This window comes from Micromonospora sp. CA-246542, assembly GCF_050942905.1.
Taxonomy (GTDB): domain Bacteria; phylum Actinomycetota; class Actinomycetes; order Mycobacteriales; family Micromonosporaceae; genus Micromonospora.
This window is the reverse complement of sequence record NZ_CP192040.1, coordinates 3,054,927-3,073,256: the sequence shown is the minus strand read 5'-3', so window position 1 is coordinate 3,073,256 and position 18,330 is coordinate 3,054,927. Positions and strand designations below refer to the sequence as shown.

13 protein-coding genes, 3 pseudogenes and 1 riboswitch are annotated in these 18,330 nt (G+C 71.8%); of the genes and pseudogenes, 10 read left to right on the top strand and 6 right to left on the bottom strand.

Features of this window, described 5'->3' with window-relative positions:
* Positions 1-707 precede the first annotated feature (707 nt).
* Positions 708-1,353 (bottom strand): annotated as a pseudogene (locus ACQP0N_RS14330) (mechanosensitive ion channel family protein); the annotation flags it as partial.
* Between the two features lie 173 nt (positions 1,354-1,526).
* Between ACQP0N_RS14330 and ACQP0N_RS14325 the strand changes: the two are divergent.
* From ACQP0N_RS14325 to ACQP0N_RS14300, 6 genes and pseudogenes are all read left to right on the top strand, one after another.
* Positions 1,527-2,657 (top strand): peptidoglycan recognition protein family protein, encoded by a 1,131-nt coding sequence (locus ACQP0N_RS14325; protein ID WP_433120698.1) that lies wholly within the window; start codon positions 1,527-1,529, stop codon positions 2,655-2,657.
* A 204-nt stretch (positions 2,658-2,861) separates the two neighbouring features.
* Positions 2,862-4,436: a glutamate synthase-related protein gene (locus ACQP0N_RS14320; RefSeq protein WP_433120696.1), complete on the top strand. Its 1,575-nt coding sequence runs from the start codon at positions 2,862-2,864 to the stop codon at positions 4,434-4,436.
* 368 nt (positions 4,437-4,804) lie between these two features.
* Complete coding sequence (locus ACQP0N_RS14315) at positions 4,805-5,446, top strand: GNAT family N-acetyltransferase (protein WP_433120694.1); 642 nt, start codon at positions 4,805-4,807, stop codon at positions 5,444-5,446.
* Between the two features lie 90 nt (positions 5,447-5,536).
* On the top strand, positions 5,537-5,974 hold the full coding sequence (locus ACQP0N_RS14310; protein ID WP_396799775.1) for a VOC family protein: 438 nt from the start codon (positions 5,537-5,539) through the stop codon (positions 5,972-5,974).
* Between the two features lie 57 nt (positions 5,975-6,031).
* Positions 6,032-7,218, top strand: a pseudogene (gene dinB / locus ACQP0N_RS14305) (DNA polymerase IV).
* A 103-nt stretch (positions 7,219-7,321) separates the two neighbouring features.
* The gene (locus tag ACQP0N_RS14300; protein WP_433120692.1) at positions 7,322-7,678 is read left to right on the top strand and encodes a hypothetical protein; all 357 of its coding nucleotides are present in this window, start codon (positions 7,322-7,324) and stop codon (positions 7,676-7,678) included.
* 75 nt (positions 7,679-7,753) lie between these two features.
* On the opposite strand, the gene ACQP0N_RS14295 is transcribed toward ACQP0N_RS14300, so the two are convergent.
* Positions 7,754-8,422 carry a transglycosylase family protein gene (locus tag ACQP0N_RS14295; RefSeq protein WP_433120690.1) on the bottom strand — a complete coding sequence of 223 codons (669 nt, stop codon included), beginning with the start codon at positions 8,420-8,422 and terminating at the stop codon, positions 7,754-7,756.
* Positions 8,422-8,590: riboswitch (cyclic di-AMP (ydaO/yuaA leader) on the bottom strand. Its footprint overlaps the gene before it by 1 nt.
* 270 nt (positions 8,591-8,860) lie before the next feature.
* Between ACQP0N_RS14295 and ACQP0N_RS14290 the strand changes: the two genes are divergently transcribed.
* Positions 8,861-9,349 (top strand): peptidoglycan-binding domain-containing protein, encoded by a 489-nt coding sequence (locus ACQP0N_RS14290; RefSeq protein WP_433120688.1) that lies wholly within the window; start codon positions 8,861-8,863, stop codon positions 9,347-9,349.
* 108 nt (positions 9,350-9,457) lie between these two features.
* Here the strand turns inward: ACQP0N_RS14290 and ACQP0N_RS14285 are convergent, their stop codons facing one another.
* Positions 9,458-9,847, bottom strand: coding sequence for a peptidase inhibitor family I36 protein (locus ACQP0N_RS14285; protein WP_433120686.1), 390 nt, complete (start codon positions 9,845-9,847; stop codon positions 9,458-9,460).
* 98 nt (positions 9,848-9,945) lie between these two features.
* Between ACQP0N_RS14285 and ACQP0N_RS14280 the strand changes: the two are divergent.
* Together ACQP0N_RS14280 and ACQP0N_RS14275 are read left to right on the top strand one after the other, a co-directional pair.
* Positions 9,946-10,704 (top strand): annotated as a pseudogene (locus tag ACQP0N_RS14280) (AfsR/SARP family transcriptional regulator); the annotation flags it as partial.
* A 98-nt stretch (positions 10,705-10,802) separates the two neighbouring features.
* Positions 10,803-12,860 (top strand): ATP-binding protein, encoded by a 2,058-nt coding sequence (locus tag ACQP0N_RS14275; protein ID WP_433120684.1) that lies wholly within the window; start codon positions 10,803-10,805, stop codon positions 12,858-12,860.
* 154 nt (positions 12,861-13,014) lie between these two features.
* Here the strand turns inward: ACQP0N_RS14275 and htpG are convergent, their stop codons facing one another.
* Positions 13,015-14,931, bottom strand: a complete 1,917-nt coding sequence (gene htpG / locus ACQP0N_RS14270) for a molecular chaperone HtpG (protein WP_396799549.1) — start codon at positions 14,929-14,931, stop codon at positions 13,015-13,017.
* Positions 14,932-15,122: 191 nt separating this feature from the next.
* Here htpG and ACQP0N_RS14265 point away from each other — a divergent pair, with 191 nt between their 5' ends.
* Complete coding sequence (locus ACQP0N_RS14265) at positions 15,123-15,821, top strand: SDR family oxidoreductase (RefSeq protein ID WP_433120681.1); 699 nt, start codon at positions 15,123-15,125, stop codon at positions 15,819-15,821.
* Positions 15,822-15,927: 106 nt separating this feature from the next.
* Here the strand turns inward: ACQP0N_RS14265 and ACQP0N_RS14260 are convergent, their stop codons facing one another.
* Together ACQP0N_RS14260 and ACQP0N_RS14255 are read right to left on the bottom strand one after the other, a co-directional pair.
* A complete protein-coding gene (locus tag ACQP0N_RS14260; RefSeq protein WP_355049970.1) occupies positions 15,928-16,434 on the bottom strand; it encodes a hypothetical protein in 507 nt (168 codons plus the stop codon).
* 132 nt (positions 16,435-16,566) lie between these two features.
* Positions 16,567-18,324: a M28 family peptidase gene (locus tag ACQP0N_RS14255; protein WP_433120679.1), complete on the bottom strand. Its 1,758-nt coding sequence runs from the start codon at positions 18,322-18,324 to the stop codon at positions 16,567-16,569.
* Between the last annotated feature and the right edge of the window lie 6 nt (positions 18,325-18,330).

The window sequence follows — 18,330 nt, the reverse complement described above, 5'->3', positions numbered from 1 at the left end:
CGGGAGCGGGGCGGGATCCCGGTGGATCCCGCCCCGCTGGACCGCCGCTGGGCCCGACCCGGCTCAGCGCCGGCCGGGGTCCACGGGCGGGATGACCGTCGTGGTCTCGCTGTCGTCGCCGGTGCGCTGACCGGGGACCGTACCGCCGCTGATCACCTGGGTCGTGTCGGCGTCCCGGCCGGGGGCCACCACCTGCGTCGTGTCGTCGGTCGACGGCCGCTCCTGCGTGACGTCAGCGTCCGACGGCCGGGTGACCACCTGCGTGACCTCGGGATCGGACTGACGAGGGGTCACCTGCGTGGCGTCCGCGTCGGACGGCCGGGTCACGACCTGCGTGGCGTCCGCGTCGGACGGACGGGTCACAACCTGCGTGGCGTCCGCGTCGGACGGACGGGTCACGATCTGCGTGGCGTCGGGGTCGGAGGGTCGGGTCGTCACCTGCGTGACGTCGGCATCCGACGGGAGGGTGGTCCCCGACGTGCGGTCCGCCTCGAAGGGGCGGCCGACGGCCGACGTGCGGTCCGCGTCGGCGCGGGCGGCGGTCGAGCGGACCGCTTCGGCCTCGACACGAGCGGCTTCGGCACGGGCCTCTGCCGCGCGAGCCTCCTCGTCACGAGCAGCCTCGGCGCGGGCGGCTTCGGCTTCGGCCTCGGCGCGGGAGGCCCGGTAGGCGCGGGCGTGCGTGGCGATCAGCTGCGACTCCTGCTCGGCGCGGGTCAGCCACGACTCCCAGCGGCTCTGCATCGGACGGATGAGGCCACCACCGACTCCGACCACGAGGATGCCGCCGACGGTGGCCAGCACGGCGATCAGCACCGGGGTGGTGACCGCGGTGGCCACGCCGATCTGGTTCAACGCGGCGATGACGCCCAAGCCGAGGATGAACACCGAGGCGATGCCCGCCAGGGCCCGGCCGTACGACAGCCCGCCGAGCGCGCCGCCGATGATGTCCTTGACGGCGTTGGCGATGGCGGCGGCGACCACGACGATGACGATCGCGACGAAGGCGCGGGGCAACCACGCGACCACGGCGGTGATGAGGTCGGAGATCGGGTTGGGTCCCCAGATGCCGAAGGCCAGCTGGAGGGTGAACAGCAGCACCGCGTAGTACGCGAGCTTCGCGACGATGTCGCTGGCGTCGTAGCGGGAACGGTTGAGGGCCCGACGGATGCCGCCGCGCTCGACGGCGCGGTCGAAGCCGACCCGTTCGAGGACCTTCTCGACGATCTTCAACACGGCCTTGGCGATCAGCCATCCGGCCACCAGGATCGCCACGAAGGCGACGGCCTTGGGCAGGAAGAGCATCACCGAGCGGAGGGCGTCGCCCACCGCGTCGCTGACGTTGTCACTCATCTGGTCATTCCTTAGGGGCAGCGGGGATAGTCCGCCCCACCTACCCCCACCAGCGCGCAGGGAAACGCCGCCGACCCCTGGCGCGCCGGCGGGTCTGGCAATATTCTCCGTGTTGCGTGCGGCCACTGGAGCTACTTTTCATCCCCCCGCCGTCGGCCGCAGGAGGAGATGTCATGCACGTCGAGCATTCCGAAGTGGACCGCCGGACACTGCTGCGCGCCGGTCTCGGCGCGGCCGCGGTCGCCGTCGTCGGAAGCGAACTCGCCTTTTCGGGTGCGGCGCAGGCCGCCCCCGGCACGGACCTGGACTGGATCATCGGCTGCGACGAGTGGGGCGCCCGCCCACCGGCGGACCCGCTGTCGGTAAGCGCCATCGCCACCAACAAGATCATCGTGCATCACATGGCGTTCCCGAACGTCACCGACTACTCCCGCGAGCAGGCGGTCAAGCTGGCCCACGACTGCCAGGACCTGCACATGGACGGCAACGGCTGGTCGGACACCGGTCAGCACTTCACGGTGAGCCGGGGCGGCTACGTACTGGAGGGCCGCCGGGGCAGCCTGGAACGCCTCGAAGCCGGCGACCGCCAGATGATCGCGGCGCACTGCCCGGGTGAGAACGGCCGGGCCATCGGCATCGAGAACGAGGGCACCTACGTCACCGAGACGCCACCGGAGGCGCTCACCGACTCGCTGGTCAAACTCTGCGTGACGATCTGCCGGCAGTACGGGCTGCACGCGTACGACATCTTCGGCCACTGGGACTTCCGCACGACCGATTGCCCGGGCGCGGCCTTCTACCGGCAGTTCCCCGAGCTGCGGCGGCGCGTGCACGCCGCCCTCGGCACCTCGCTCGGTGATGTGCCGGCACGTCGCTGGCCCGACCTGTGGCGGTTCGTCGGCTCGCCGTCGGTCCGGGTGGTGCAGCACCTGCTGGCCTTCCGGGGCTACGCCGTGACGGTCAGCGGCACGTTCGACGACGCGACCGTGGCCGCCGTGCAGGACTGGCAGGCCCGCAACGGCATCCCGGTCGACGTGGACGCCACGCTCACCACGGCGACCTGGGAGACGCTGGCGCCCGAGTTGGACCAGCACGCGAGCGGAGCGCCGGTCACCGCGGTGCAGGAGATCCTGGCCAAGAAGGGGTACGCGGTCACCGTCACCGGCGCCTACGACCACGCCACCCGCAAGGCGGTGCAGGACCTTCAGGCGCTGCACGGCCTGCCCCGCAACGGCAAGCTCAGCACCAGCACGTGGTGCACGATCGTCGGCGGGTCCGTCCGCGAGTCATTCCGGCACGGCTGAGCCACCGCGTGCGGTGCGGGTCGAACCCGCACCGCACCGGGCCCGCCACCAGCGCGAAGCCGCGCGTCTCGTTGTCGGCCCTCCGTCGGCCTGCGACGATGCGGCATCGGCTGGCTGGTCAACATCTCCCAGCCCGGGTCCTGACCAGCGCGTCGGCGCGACCGGTCGGTTTGGCCGACGGTGCGGGCGGAAAGAGTGCTGGGCATGACCTGGGCCCGTCGAGCCGTACCCGCGGTCGCCGCCGCCGTCGCGGCGCTCGCCGCGAGGGATCTGATCCAGCGCGACCACGCGCTGCTGCGCAACTTCCCGGTGCTGGGCCGCGCCCGGTACCTGCTGGAGGCGATCGGACCGGAGCTACGGCAGTACATCGTGGCGGGCAACGACGAGGAGCGCCCGTTCACCCGGGACCAGCGCCGCTGGGTGTACGCGTCCGCCAAGCAGGAGAACAACTACTTCGGCTTCGGTACGGACAACAACATCGAGTTCACGCCCGGGTACCCGATCATCAAACACCGCACGTTCGGCCGCGCCGTGCCACCGTCGTCGCCGACGGCCGGGCACGATGTCCGCCTGCCGTGCGCGAAGGTGCTCGGCGCGGCCCGGGGTCGGGCGCGCGCCTTCCGGCCGGAGTCGGTGGTCAACATCTCCGGGATGAGCTTCGGCTCACTCTCCGGCAACGCCATCACCGCGTTGAACAAGGGCGCTGCCCTCGCCGGGTGTCTGCAGAACACCGGCGAGGGTGGCCTTTCGCCGTACCACCGCAACGGCGGTGAGCTGGTCTTCCAGCTCGGTACGGCGTACTTCGGCTGCCGCGACGAACACGGCCGGTTCAGCCTCGACCGGCTCAGGGACCTCGTCGCCGGCGCCCCCGTGCGCGCCTTGGAGATCAAGCTGAGCCAGGGGGCGAAGCCGAGCCTCGGCGGCCTTCTCCCCGGAGCGAAGGTGTCCGCCGAGATCGCCGCGACCCGGGGCATCCCGGCCGGGCGGGACTGCGTGAGCCCATCGCGGCACGCCGAGTTCTCCGACTGCGACAGCCTGCTGGACTGGGTGGAGCTGCTGGCCGCCGAGACGGGCCTGCCGGTGGGCATCAAGTCGGCGGTCGGCGACCTGAGCTTCTGGCAGGAGCTGGCCGGTCTGATGCGGGACACGGGCCGGGGCGTCGACTTCGTGACGGTCGACGGCGGCGAGGGAGGCACCGGCGCCGCCCCGCTGATCTTCACCGATTCGGTGTCGCTCCCGTTCCAACAGGGCTTCTCCCGGGTCTACAAGGTCTTCGCGGAGCACGACCTGCACGAGCAGGTGGTGTTCGTCGGCAGCGGCAAGCTCGGCCTGCCGGACAACGCCGTGGTGGCGTTCGCACTCGGCTGCGACATGGTCAACGTGGGCCGGGAGGCGATGCTGTCGATCGGCTGCATCCAGGCGCAGAAGTGCCACACGGACACCTGTCCCACCGGGGTGGCGACACAGAACGCGTGGCTGGCCCGGGGCCTCGACCCGACGCTCAAGTCGATCCGGGCGGCCAGCTACCTGGCGACGTTGCGCCGGGACCTGACCAAGGTCGCCGAGGCCTGCGGTGTGGAACACCCCGGCCTGATCGGCACGGACGCCGTGGAGATCCTGGACGGCCGCACCGGCTCCACCCCACTGCACGAGGTGTACGGGTACCGGCCGCACTGGGGCCTGCCCTCCCCTGCCGACCAGAAAGAGATCATCCGGCTGATGACCCCGGAGGCGCCCCAGGGCGGCAGCGCCCCGCCGTCACCCACCGCCGTCGGCTGATCCTGCCCACGGCCCAAGGGCCCAGCGCCCCACCGCCCACGCCCCCCGGGCCGAACGGCCCAGGGCCCAGGGCCCACGGCCCACGGCCCACGGCCCACGGCCCACGGCCCACGGCCCAGGGCCACGGCCCACGGCCCAGGGCCCAGGGCCCAGGGCCCAGGGCCCAGGGCCCCAATGAGCGTGATGCGTGTGAGTCATCAAGATGACTCACAGGCATCAGGCTTCTTGTGGTGCTTCCGTCGCGAGGCCTCTGCGGTGGCCACCCGATGCCACCCAAGACGCGGGTCGGCCAGAGTCTCCCGTGGCGTCGTCCGATACCACGCGAATAACTCGTGGAGTCGCGTTCCCGGCCGGCCTATGGTGGCGCGGTGCTGATCCGACGCGAGACCCCCGCCGATGTCGACGCCATCCGGGCCGTGCACGCCGCGGCCTTCTCCGCCGCCGATCACGGCCCCGCCGACGATCCAGACCACGGGCCGGACCAGGGGCCGAACGACGATCCGGGCCACGGGCCGGAACACGGGCCCAGCGCGGACACCGCCACCAGCAGCGCCGACGCCGGTCGCGACGGTCGCCTGCCGGTCGAGGCCACGCTGGTTGACGCGTTGCGCGTCGACGACGGGTGGCTGCCCCCGTACTCCCTGGTGGCGGTTGATACGGACGGCCTGGTGGTGGGTCACGTGGTGGCCACGCGGGCCCGCGTGGCGGACGCGCCGGTGGCGTTGGGCCTCGGACCGCTCGGCGTGCTGCCCGGCTGGCAGCGGCGCGGGGTCGGCAGCGCCTTGATGCACGCGGTCCTGGGCGCGGCCGACGCCCGAGACGAGGCGCTCGTGGTGCTGCTCGGGCACCCCGAGTACTACCCGCGTTTCGGGTTCCGGCCGGCCGTCGAGCTGGGCGTCACCCCGCCGCAGCCGTGGGGCCCGCAGTACTTCATGGCCCGACCGCTGACCGCCTGGGACGGATCGATCCGGGGCGAATTCCGCTACGCCCGCCCCTTCGACGACCTGTGACCGGACCGCACCCGCTGTCGCACCGATCCTGTCGGTCCGTCACGAGAGGATGGCGGCATGACCGACCAGACCGGAAACGAGGATGCAGCCATGGCCCGTGAAGTGCAGATTACGTTCGACGCCGCCGATCCGGCCGCTCTGTCGGCGTTCTGGGCCGACACCCTCGGCTACGAGTTGCAGGGCCCGCCCGGGGGCTTCGACTCGTGGGAGGCCGCGCTGGACGCGATGGGCGTGCCTCCCGAGCGCCGCAACGACGCGTCGGCGGTGGTCGACCCGGCGGGTGCCGGGCCACGGCTGTTCTTCCAGCGGGTGCCGGAGGGCAAGCAGGCCAAGAATCGCGTCCACCTCGATGTGCGGGCCGCGCCGGGGCTGACGGGCGACGACCGGATGGCGGCCCTGGAGGCGGAGGCCGACCGGCTCACCGCTCGGGGCGCCACGCGGCTCGCCCGCCACGAGCCCGCTCCCCCGCTCGGCGCCGGCCACATCGTCATGGCAGACCCGGAGGGCAACGAGTTCTGCCTCGACTGAGCGGGCGTTCTCCCAGCTCACTGCCGCGACGATCGGCCACCATGCGAACATGTGTACGTGTCGCACGACGCCCACATCCTGCACGCCGACCTGGACGCCTTCTACGCGTCGGTCGAGCAGCGTGACGACCCGCGCCTGCGCGGGCGGCCGGTGATCGTCGGCGGTGGCGTGGTGCTGGCGGCCAGCTACGAGGCGAAGGCGCGGGGCGTGCGCAGCGCGATGGGCGGTCAGCAGGCACGACGGCTCTGCCCGGACGCGATCGTGGTGCCGCCCCGGATGTCGGCGTACACGCAGGCCAGCCGGGCGGTGTTCGAGATCTTCCGGCAGACCACGCCGCTGGTCGAGGGGCTCTCCATCGACGAGGCGTTCCTCGACGTGGGCGGGCTGCGCCGGCTGGTCGGCACACCGGCCGACATCGCCCAGCGGCTGCGCCGGGAGGTCCGCGACCGGGTCGGCCTGCCGATCACGGTGGGTGTGGCCCGGACGAAGTTCCTGGCGAAGGTCGCCAGCGGAGTGGCGAAGCCGGATGGGCTGCTTGTCGTCGCCCCCGACGCCGAGACGGCGTTCCTGCACCCGCTGCCGGTGGAACGGCTCTGGGGCGTCGGCCCGGTCACCGCCGCGAAGCTTCGGGACCGCCGGATCCGCACCGTCGCGGACGTGGCCCGGCTCGGCGAGGCCGCGCTGGTGTCCCTGCTCGGGGCGGGCGCCGGCCGACACCTGCACGCTCTCGCCCACAACCGGGACCCCCGGGCGGTGCAGGTGGGCCGCCGCCGGGGCTCGATGGGCGCGCAGCACGCGTTGGGGCGTGCCCCCATGCGCCGGCGGAGCTGGACGCCATCCTGGCCGGCCTGGTCGACCGGGTCACCCGGCGGATGCGGGCGGCCGGACGGTCCGGACGCACCGTGGTGCTGCGGCTACGTTTCGGCGACTACACCCGCGCCACCCGCTCGCACACGGTGCGCAAGGCGACCGCGGACACCACCCCGCTGCTCGCCGCCGCCCGGACACTGCTGCGGGCCGCCCTACCGGAGATCGACCGACGCGGTGTCACCCTGCTCGGCGTCTCGGTCGGCAACCTGGACGACAACCCGGTGCAGCCGGAACTGCCGTTCCAGGCCGACACCGGGGCCGACCTGGACGCCGCCGTGGACGCGGTCCGCGACCGATTCGGCTCGACGGCGCTCACCCGGGCGGTGCTGCTCGGCCGCGCTCCCGGTGTCGAGATGCCGCTATTGCCGGACTAGAACGCCCTGGTTGCTGCGACCGGAGACACATCACAGCAGGTCGGCGGTTTAGCCGACCGCACACAGGTGAAATCTTGAGGGGAATGCCTGACGAGGGGGGCCCATGTCCGACGAGACCAGCAACCGACCGAGCCGTAGCGCCGAACGCCCGGACGACGTGACCGACCCGCTGCTCTGGCAGCTCGCGGTCGACGTGCTCGAGGCCCACGAGGCCGACGACGAGGGTCACTGCCGCAACCTCCAGTGCGCCGGCCAGTCCTGGCCGTGTGCGGCGCGTACGACCGCCGAGCAGTCGTTGCGACTTGCCCGCAGCACCTCCGACTCGGTCGAGACGGCCATCGACGGTGGCGGGCGCGGCACCGGCTGGCCGGCCGAGCCCGCCGCGCCGGCGCAGCGCTGGGGCTGGAACGGCGACGTGATGGCCCGCCGCGAGGCGAGGTCGGCCGCCTCGGCGGCGTGACCCGTCCCGCGAGGACAGCGCCAGACGAACGAACGCTCGGCCGGTGACCCGGCCGAGCGTTCGCCTGTGGGTACGTCAGAGAGCGAGCCGCTGCCCCGGGAAGATTAGGCCCGGGTCCGCGCCGATCAGCTGACGGTTGCGCTCGTACAGGGCCTGCCAGCCGCCGCTGCGGGGGTGCCGCTCGGCGATCTCCGACAGGGTGTCCCCCGGCGCGACCACGTACGTGTCGCCGCTGGCCGCCGGGGCGGTCCGCTCGTGACCACGGGTGGCCGGCTGGTCGCCGCGGGACGGCCGCTCCTTGCCGGAGGTGGACGTCGACGACTTGGAGGTCGACTTCGTCGGGGACTTCGCGGTGGACTTCGTCGAGGTACCGCCGGACGAGCCGCCCTTGCGGCCGCAGGTCGGCCACGCGCCGATGCCCTGCCCGTCGAGCACCTTCTCGGCGATCGCGATCTGCTCGCCACGGCTGGCCAGGTCGGCGCGGGCGGCGTACTTCGTGCCGCCGTAGCCGGCCCAGGTGCCCTGGGAGAACTGCAACCCGCCGTAGTAGCCGTTCCCGGTATTGATTTTCCAGTTGCCGCCGGACTCGCACTGGGCGATCGCGTCCCAGTTGACACCGGCCTGGGCCGGGGCCGCCGGGCCGAAGAGGGCGACGGCGCCGGTGACCGCGCCGACGGCCAGGGTACCGACGGCGACGCGGCGGGTGGTGACCCGTCGATGACGGGGGGTGTACGTAGACGTCATGGATCGTTCCTCCACGCCGGCGAGGTGAGCTGTCGGGTTCGGGCCGAGGAGCCCGGCCGCGCGCTGGCGGCTTCACCCCGAGGTGACATGCACCGAGGAACGTTGGGTCCCCCGCTCCTGCCCGGGTTCTGTTTCCGACGACCGGGGGCAGGATTTGGCGTTGCCGGTCGCGGCGTCCACGGTGGTGGACCCGACCGACGGTAGGCACGGTGGGTGACGGTCGCCCAACGCTTGTGAAGTTGTTCACCGGCTCACGCGGGGCGCTCCGGCCAGCGGTTGCGGACGACCTGCACCTGTGCAGCGGCCATCATGGACCGTTTCCGATCAGGGTCTGCTGCCACGGTGAATTGACGTTCGGACAGGAAACCGTAGACAGGCGGTCGCGATGCTCTGGAGCACACCGGGTCCGTCCCGGAAACGACACCCCAGGAGGAGATCATGCCGCTCCAGCAGCGTCGCAACGGCCGTCGCCGCGCCGCGTTCACCCTCGTAGCCCTACTGGCCGGCACCGGCCTGACCCTGGCCGCGCCGACCGCCGCACAGGCGTCCAGCCCGTGCACCAGCCTGACCTTCTACCGGGTCGGCGGCTACCCGGGTGGCGCGGACATGCACGTGCCCACCGTCGGCTGGCAGACCGGAAACAAGCACTGCTACCTCACCTACGGCCACTCGGGCTCCGCGGTGCTGGTGCTCCAGGAGGCGCTGAACAACTGCTACGCGCGGTCGCTCACCCTCGACGGCAACTACGGTCCGAAGACCCGGGACGCCGTCCGGTACGCCCAGCACAAGATCAATGAGGACATCGTGTACGCGAACATCGCCGAGGACGGCGAGTACGGCCCGCAGACCCGCGCGTACATGGGGTTCGCGATCTTCGGGGTCAACGGTGGACCGGTCATTCCCAACGTCTGCTACTACCCGGGCTGACCGCCGTACAGCGCCGGCCGGAGTCCCCGTGGACTCCGGCCGGCGCCGTGGCGGCCCCTCCCCGGTGCGGCGTCGCCGGCTGCCCCCCTGCCCGGCGACGCTCGCGGATCAGCAGACCCGGACCGCCTCGATCCGCTGGTTCCAGGTCCCCCCGATCGCCGCCGAGTCGTACGCCAGGTTCGCCCGGTAGCCGTAGGCGTGCTGGTAACCGAGCAGGCCCGTGGCGTTGGCGTTGTCCCAGAAGGTGGAGACGGTGCCGGACGGCCGATTGTTGATGATCGACTGAGTCTTGTTGCGGAAGTACGAGGGCAACGAGACGTCTTTACACCAGTTGTACGGCCCGTCGAGCAGGAAGATGTCGCCGCTGAAGTTCGCCCCGGAGTACAGGCAGAGCAGTCCCGACGGGCAGGCATAGTCGGCCTGGGCCGGGCTCGGGGCGACGCCGATCGCGGCGCCCAGGGCGACCGTGCCGAGCAGGGCGGACGCGAACCTTCGCAAAGCACTTCGCACGATGATGACCTCCGGTGTCGTCACGACCGGGACCGGCCGTGAGTAGAGTTGCCGACATCGCATTGATCGATGTCCTTGTGCCAACGATGATCTGCGCGGAAGGTCGACGAATTCCTGCCGGAACCTCAATCCGGCTGTCTCGGGGGTGCCGGTGGGGCGACCGGCGGTACAGCGAGTGGCGGTTCATGGAGATTCGGGTCCTCGGGCCGGTCGAGGTCTGGGCGGATGGTCGTCCGGTTGATGCCGGAGCAGCCCGCCAGCGCGCCGTACTGGCCGCACTGGCGGTCGACGTGGGCCGACCGGTTCACCTGGACTCCCTGGTGGACCGGGTCTGGGGCGACTCGTCGCCGCCCAGGGTTCGCCACAACCTGCACGTCTACCTCGCTCGGCTGCGCCGCGTGCTGGCCGACGCGGGCGCACCGGACGTGCTGGCGCGACGGTCGGGCGGTTACCTGCTGGACCTGCCACCGGAGACAGTGGACGGCCCGCACTTCGACGCGCTGCGGCAGCGTGCCGACCGGCTGCCCGACGGGGACCCCGAACGGGTGGAACTGCTGCGCCGGGCGCTTGAGCTGTGGCGTGGCGAGCCGCTGGCCGGGCTGCCGGGCGAGTGGGCGGCCCGGGTCCGGCAGGACTGGCATCGCCGGCACACCGACACCGCCGTGCAGTGGGCCCGTGGACTTTTGCGACGGGGCGAGCCGGATGCGGTGATCGATCCGCTGACCCGGCTCGCCGACGAGCATCCGCTCGACGAACCGGTCGCCGCGGTGCTGCTGCACGCGTTGGCCGCGGCTGGTCGCGGGTCGCAGGCACTCACGTACTACGCCCGGCTGCGGGACCGACTCGCCGACGCGCTCGGCGTGGACCCCGGCGTCGAGCTTCGCCAGCTGCACCAGGCCATCCTGCGCGGTGAGGTCCCCGCGCCGACCCCGGAGGTGTCCCCGTGCCGGCCGGCGCGGTCATCGTCGCCCCGTCGCGGCCGGACCGCCCGGTCCCCGCGCAGTTGCCGTCGGATGTCCGGGGCTTCGCCGGGCGACGTGCGGAGCTGGCACGCCTGGACGCGCTGCGGGCGTCCGCCGAGGAACGACTCGGGGCCGTCCCGCTGGCCGTGCTCTCCGGAGCGGGCGGGGTCGGCAAGACGGCCCTCGCCGTGCACTGGGCACACCGGGCCGTCGGGCACTTCCCGGACGGGCAGCTCTACGCCAACCTGGAAGGCTACGGCCACAGCGGCGTCGTCCGAAGCGCGGAACAGGTCGTCCGGGGCTTCCTGGCCGCGCTCGGGGTGCCGCCACGCGAGGTGCCGGCGGACGAGCAGGCGCAGACTGCGTTGTACCGGAGCCTGCTCGCCGGTCGGCGGGTACTGGTGCTGCTCGACAACGCCCGGGACGCCGCGCAGGTACGGCCGCTGCTGCCGGGGACGGCCGGATGCCTGGTGCTGGTGACCAGCCGGGACCGGCTCACCGGTCTGGTGGCCACCGAGGGCGCCGAGGCGGTCGTGCTGGACCTGCTCAGCGCCGACGACGCCCAGGCCCTGCTGTACGCGCGGATCGGGGCGCGGGCGGAGGCGGAGCGGGCCGCGGTCGACGACCTGGTCCGACTCTGTGACCGGCTACCGCTGGCCCTGGTCGTGGTGGCGGCCCGGGCGGTGGTCCGGCCCCAGCTACCGCTGGCCGAGTTGGGCGCGCAGCTGCGGGCCGGCAGCCGGTTGGACGGTCTCGACGCGGGCGACCACGACAGCAGCGTGCGGGCCGCGTTGTCCTGGTCGTACCGGCTGTTGTCGGCGCCGACCGCCCGGCTGTTCCGGCTGGTCGGGGGCAGCACGGACGTCACGGTGAGCACGGCGGCCGGCGTCAGTCTCGTGGGTGCCGGATACCGGGCCGTCCAAGCCGCGTTCGCCGAACTGGCGGACGCGCATCTGATGCTGGAACGCGCCCCGGACCGGTACGCCATGCACGACCTGTTGCGGGCGTTCGCGGCCGAGCTGTCCGCCGAGCATGATCCGGCCGGCGACCGGGCCGAGGCGCGTGGCCGGCTCTTCGACCACTACCTGCACAGCGCGCACGCCGCGGCCGTGCTGCTGCATCCGCACTGGGATCCGATCACCCTCGCCCCGGCCGTCGCGGGCGTACGGCCGGAGAAGTTCGGCGACCACGACGAGGCGGTGGCGTGGTTCACGCGCGAGCGCGACGTGCTGATCGCGCTCGTGGAACGGTGCGCCGCCAGCGGCGCCGACCGGCACGCCTGGCAACTGGCGTGGAGCCTGACCAGTTTCCTGGACCGCCAGGGCGGCTGGCACGACCAGTTGGCGGTGCAGCGTTCGGCGCTGGCGGCGGCGCGGCGCGCGGGCGCGGCGGTCGGGCAGGCGTACGCGCACCGCAGCCTGGCGCGGGCGCGGGCGCGGCTGGGCCGGCTCGACGAGGCGCCCGGTCAGCTCCGGCGGGCGCTGGAGCTGTTCCGCGAGCTGGGTGACCCGGCCAACCAGGCGCACACGTACCTCGATCTCGCCGAGGTGGCCGACCGGGAGGGCCGGCGAGCCGAGGTGGTCCGGCATGCCGAGGCGGCGTTGGCGCTGTACCAGGAGGCGGGCCACCGCTACGGGCAGGCGATGGCCTTGAACGCGGTCGGCTGGTATCGGGCCCAACTCGGCGAGCACGACGCCGCCGTTGAGGCGTGCCAGCAGGCGCTGGAGCTGCTGCGCGAGTTCGACGACCGGCAGGGCCAGGCGCCCACCTGGGACACCCTCGGCTACGCGCAGCACCGCGCCGGGCGACCAGCGGAGGCCGTGGTCGCCTACCGGCACGCGCTGGCGCTGTACCGGGAGTTCCGGGACCGGTACTACGAGGCGGACACGCTGACGCACCTGGCGGAGGCGTTGGTCGACGCCGGCGACCAGGCGGAAGCGGCGCGGAGTTGGCGGACCGCGCTGGGCATCCTGGACGAGCTCGGCCACCCGGACGCGGAGCGGATCCGTCAACGGCTCACCGCAGCCGACGGGTCGTGACGGCGGGGACCGCCCGGCCGATGACCGGTGGCGACGTCACGGTCTGCCGACCTCGTCGATCATGGATTCATGGTGCCTGTCAGGCACCGTGATGAGCGCTTTGTCACCCACCACAACTCCATGATCGACGAGGCGAGGCAGTTCGCGAGAAGGCTTACAGGGTGCGCGCCAGCCGGTCGGCGAGGGTACGGGTGAACCGGGCCGGGTCGGCCAGCTCGCCGCCCTCGGCGAGGACCGCCAGGCCGTACAGCAGCTCGGCGGTCTCGGTCAGGGCCGGACCGGAGTCGCCCTGCTCGTGGGCCTTGCGCAGCCCGGCGACCAGCGGGTGACCCGGATTGATCTCCAGGATCCGCTTGGTCGAGGGGACCTCGTGCCCCATCGCCCGGTACATCTTCTCCAGCGTCGGCGTGAGGTCGTGCGCGTCGCCGACCACACAGGCCGGTGAGGTGGTCAGCCGCGAGGACAGGCGGACCTCCCGGACACTGTCGGCCAGGGTTGTGCCCAGCCAGTCGACCAGCGCGGCGAACTCCTGCCGCTGCTGCTCACGCTCGGCCTCGGCCTGCTGCTTCTCCTCGTCGGTGTCCAGGTCGACCTGGCCCTTGGCGATCGAGCGCAACGGCCGGCCGTCGTACTCGCCGACGCGCTCGACCCACACCTCGTCGACCGGGTCGGTGAGCAGCAGCACCTCGTGGCCCTTGGCCCGGAACGCCTCCAGGTGCGGGGAGTTCTCGATGGTGGTCCGGGAGTCGCCGGTGGCGTACCAGATGTCGGTCTGGCCGTCCTTCATCCGCGACACGTAGCCGGCCAGGTCGGTGGGCTCCGCCGCGTCGTGGGTGGACGCGACCGACAGGATCTCCAGCAGGGTGTCGCGGTTGTCGGCGTCGTCGATCAGCCCTTCCTTGACCACCGCGCCGAACTCGGTCCAGAAGGTGCGGTAGCGCTCGGCGTGGTTGGCCTTGAGGTCCTTGACGGTGGCGAGGACCTTCTTGACCAGGCGGCGGCGGACGATCTGGATCTGCCGGTCCTGCTGGAGGATCTCGCGGGAGATGTTCAGCGACAGGTCGTGGGCGTCGACGACACCCTTGACGAAGCGCAGGTAGGTGGGGACCAGCGCCTCGCAGTCGTCCATGATGAACACGCGCTTGACGTAGAGCTGCACGCCGCGGCGGCCCTGCGGGGAGAACATGTCCAGCGGGGCATGGCTGGGCAGGAACAGCAGCGCCTCGTACTCGAAGGTGCCCTCGCCCTTCATGTGCACGACCTCGAGCGGGTCGGCCCAGTCGTGGCTGACGTGCTTGTAGAACTCGTTGTACTCGGCGGCGTCGACCTCGTCGCGGGGACGCGCCCACAGCGCCTTCATCGAGTTGAGGGTCTGCACCTCGCTGGTGGGCGGCTCGCCCTCGGCGCCCGAGCGCTCGACGCTCATGCGGATCGGCCACGCGATGAAGTCGGAGTAGCGCTTGACGATCTCGCGGATCGTCCACTCGGCGGTGTAGTCGTGCAGGTTGTCCTCGGTGTCGGCCGGCTTGAGGTGCAGGGTCACCGAGGTGCCCGCCGGCGCCTCGTCGACGGACTCGATCGAGTAGGTGCCCTCGCCGGTGGACTCCCAGCGGGTGCCGCCGGTCTCGCCGGCCTTACGGGTCAGCAGGGTGACCCGGTCGGCGACCATGAACGCGGCGTAGAAGCCGACGCCGAACTGCCCGATCAGTTCCTGCGAGGCGCGGGCGTCGGCCGATTCGCGCAGCTGGCGCAGCAGCTCGGCGGTGCCCGACTTGGCGATCGTGCCGATCAGCCGGACCACCTCGTCACGGGTCATCCCGATGCCGTTGTCCCGCACGGTCAGCGTGCGCGCGTCCCGGTCGACCTCGATGGTGACGTGCAGGTCGTCGGTGTCGGCGACGAGGTCCTTGTCGACGAGCGTCGCCAGCCGCAGCTTGTCCAGGGCGTCGGACGCGTTCGAGATGAGTTCCCGCAGGAAGACGTCCTTGTTCGAGTAGATCGAGTGGACGACCAGCTGGAGGAGCTGACGCGCCTCGGCCTGGAACTCCAACGTCTCGGCCTGGTTGCTCACACCGTCTCCCTTCTCGGCTCGTACGGAGGTTCGCGCAAAGGATACGAGTCGTCACGGGCGCAGGTGTGTGCGCCTCCGGGTCGTATTCCCGATTCCCGTGCGCCCGTCGCGTGACCTACCTGACTTTGCCTAACAGAAGTCAGCCGGATAGCGTTCCGGTCGAGAAGCCGCCACGAACCCTGGAGCACTCCATGAAGATCGCTGGAAGCACCGCCCTCGTCACCGGCGCCAACCGGGGCTTCGGCCGGCACCTGGCCGCCGAGCTCGTCGCCCGCGGAGCCACGGTCTACGCCGGCGCGCGCAACCCGGACAGCGTCGACCTGCCCGGCGTGACGCCGGTCCGGCTGGACATCACCGACCCCGCCTCGGTGGCCGCCGCCGCGAAGCTGGCCGGCGACGTGAACCTGCTGGTCAACAACGCCGGCATCGACAGCCGGGCGGACCTGCTCGAGGGTGACCTCGACCTGATCCGGCTCGAGCTGGAGACGCACTACATCGGCAACCTGTCGATGATCAGGTCCTTCGCGCCGGTCATCGCCGGCAACGGCGGCGGAACCATCCTCAACGTCCTGTCCGTGCTGTCCTGGGTGAATTTCCCCCTGCACGGGTCGTACGGCGCGGCGAAGTCGGCCGAGTGGGCGATGACCAACGCGCTGCGCCTCCAGCTCGCCGAGCGGGGCGTCCGGGTCGCCGGCCTGCACGTCGGCTACATGGACACCGACATGGCCGCGACGGTCACCGGCCCCAAGTCCGACCCGGCGGAGATCGCCCGGATCGGCGTCGACGGCATCGAGGCCGACGCGTACGAGATCGTCACCGACGACATCAGCCGGCAGGTGCAGGCCGGGCTCGCGGGCGGCGTCGCCGCGCTCTACCCGCAGCTCCCCTGACCGCTCCCCCACCGGGAACGCGACGGGCCGCCGCCGGCATGCACCGGCGGCGGCCCTTGATCGGGTACGCGGTCAGCTCCCGCCGCGTACGCCGTCACACTCGCGGTCAGCAGCCACCGCAGGTGTAGAAGAGGATGTCCCAGTGGCTCCCCTCCTTGGTGTAGAGGTTGCCCGACGGCGCGCGGTACTGGTACCCGAAGCCGGAGATGTAGCCGACGTACGCGTAGTTCGCGGAGATGTAGTTCTGGATGCACGTGCTCAGCGCGATGTCGAGCTTGTAGCCGTTCCAGTGGCTGTACGTGCCCCCGGCGTGCCCGACCTCGGTTCCCGCGGTGATGGTGACCGCGCAGCCGCTGGCCCGCTTGAAGGTGATGATGCCGTCGATGGTGGCCTGCCGGACCCCGTCGAACGAGGTGCAGGTGGACACGTTGCGGTCGCTGCAGTTGCCGCTGGAGGTCCAGGAGATGCCGGCGGCGCGCAGCTGGGAGGTGGCGCTGGAATGGCTGATGGCGAAGGCCGGGGCGGCCAGGCCGAACGTGGCGCAGACCGCCGCCAGGGTGGCCACGAGCAGCGTGAGCACGCGGCGGCGCAGGGTGGATCGAGTGGGTGACATGGCACTCCCGTTCGCGAGAGGGGCGGAATTCTGCGAATCAGGGGCCGGCCTTGGAGGATTTCTACCAGAGATAGACGGGCGTGACCAGATGTCGGGTGGGAGCGCGCGACGAACGCCCCCACCCGACGCGCCTCAGCTGGCCTGCAGCGTCACGTCGTCGATCACGAAGCTGGTCTGCAACGACGAGTCCTCGGTGCCGGTGAACTTCAGGGTCACCGTCTGCCCGGCGAACCCGGCCACGTTGAACGTGCGCTGGGTGTAGCCGGAGGCGGCGTTCAGGTTCGAGTAGGTCGCCAGGGTGGTCGAGCCCACCTGGACGGTGAGCTTGTCGTACGCCGTGGAGCCGGTCGTCTCGGCGGTGTCGATGTGCAGCCAGAACGACAGCGTGTAGCTGGCGCATCCGGCCGGCACGGTCACCGACTGGGACAGGGTGTCGGTGTGGGTGCTGCCGTACCCGTCGAGCCACGCCTTGTACGACCCGGTCCGGGCCGCCTGGCCGCTGGAATTGGTGATCACGCCGGAGGAGGCGGTCCACGGCGTACTGCCGCTCTCGAAGCCACCGTTGCCGATCACCTGCCCACCGGCACAGCCCCCGGAACCGGTCACCGTGAGGGTGAGGCTGGCGGTCCGGGTGACCGAGCCGGTGCCGGTGACCGTGAGGGTGACGGTGCCGGTGGCGGCGCTGGACGACGCGGTCAGCGTCACCGTGGCCGAGCCGCCGGAGGTCACCGACGACGGGCTGAACGAGACGCTCACCCCGCTGGGCGCGCCGGACGCGCTGAGGCTGACCGTCTGCGCCGAGCCGGAGGTGGTCGCGGTGCTGACCGTGGCGCTGGTGCTGGCGCCCCGGGCCACGCTGAGCGCGGTGGGGCTGACCGCGAGCGAGAAGTCGTTGGTCGGGGTGCCGGTGCCCACGGCGAGCTGCCACAGCGCGTACGCGACACCGTCCGCTGACCGGTTCAGCACGGTGGCGCTGACGTTGGCGGTGGTGTCACAGGACCGGTGGTAGCAGGAGTCGTACGCCGCGTTGGCGGTGCCGCCCCACTTGGCCGCCTGGCTGCTGGTCTTACGGGCGCTCGCGCCCGCCGCGTACCCGGAGGTCGGGATGCCGGCCTGCTGGAAGTAGTAGTCGTCGGAGCGGCCCTGGCCCTCGACGTTCTCCTCCGGTTGCAGCCCCAGCGAGTCCCAGTACGCCTTCAGCGGCGCCGCCGTGGTGGAGCTGACCCGGTTGATGAAGTAGCCGCCGTTGGTGGAGCCCACCATGTCGAAGTTGTAGTAGCCCTTGATGTAGCCACGCTGGGTGGAGTTGAGCGAGTTGACGTAGAAGCGGGAGCCGTTGAGCCCCTGCTCCTCGTCGGTCCACCAGGCGAACCGGACCTTCTTCGTCACGGTCGGGTTCTGCGCGGCGAGGACCAGGGCGTTCTCCAGCAGGGTGGCCGAGCCGGAGCCGTTGTCGTTGATGCCGGGGCCGGCCGAGACACTGTCCAGGTGGGCGCCGAACATGACCACCTGGTCGGCCGGGCCGCCGGGCCACTCGGCGATGAGGTTGTTCGACGGGTACGTGCAGCTGGAGCAGTACTGCTCGCTGACGGTGTAGCCGGCCGCCTGGAGCTTGCCCTTGACGTAGCTGAGCGAGGCGGTGTAGCCGGCGGACCCGGCCCGCCGGTTGCCGCCGTTGCTACTGGCGATGGAGTTGAACTGGGTCAGGTGCGCCTGGACGTTGGTGACGGAGATGTCCGGCGCCGCCAGGACGGCGGCGGACGCGGCGATCGGCCGGCCCGCTGTCGTCGCGGCGGAAGGTGACGCGGTCGCCGGCTGGGCGGCCAGCGTCACCGTCATCCCGGTGAACACGGCGAGCGCGATTCCCGCGCTCAGCGTTCTACCTCTCATGGGGGC

Excerpts from the sequence above, each read along its gene's own strand:
- ACQP0N_RS14300 (WP_433120692.1), top strand. The coding sequence starts at position 7,322 with ATGTCCGACGAGACCAGCAACCGACCGAGCCGTAGCGCCGAACGCCCG.
- ACQP0N_RS14265 (WP_433120681.1), top strand. The coding sequence starts at position 15,123 with ATGAAGATCGCTGGAAGCACCGCCCTCGTCACCGGCGCCAACCGGGGC.
- ACQP0N_RS14255 (WP_433120679.1), bottom strand. The coding sequence starts at position 18,324 with ATGAGAGGTAGAACGCTGAGCGCGGGAATCGCGCTCGCCGTGTTCACC.
- ACQP0N_RS14260 (WP_355049970.1), bottom strand. The coding sequence starts at position 16,434 with ATGTCACCCACTCGATCCACCCTGCGCCGCCGCGTGCTCACGCTGCTC.
- ACQP0N_RS14310 (WP_396799775.1), top strand. The coding sequence starts at position 5,537 with ATGGCCCGTGAAGTGCAGATTACGTTCGACGCCGCCGATCCGGCCGCT.
- ACQP0N_RS14295 (WP_433120690.1), bottom strand. The coding sequence starts at position 8,422 with ATGACGTCTACGTACACCCCCCGTCATCGACGGGTCACCACCCGCCGC.
- ACQP0N_RS14325 (WP_433120698.1), top strand. The coding sequence starts at position 1,527 with ATGCACGTCGAGCATTCCGAAGTGGACCGCCGGACACTGCTGCGCGCC.
- ACQP0N_RS14290 (WP_433120688.1), top strand. The coding sequence starts at position 8,861 with ATGCCGCTCCAGCAGCGTCGCAACGGCCGTCGCCGCGCCGCGTTCACC.
- ACQP0N_RS14320 (WP_433120696.1), top strand. The coding sequence starts at position 2,862 with ATGACCTGGGCCCGTCGAGCCGTACCCGCGGTCGCCGCCGCCGTCGCG.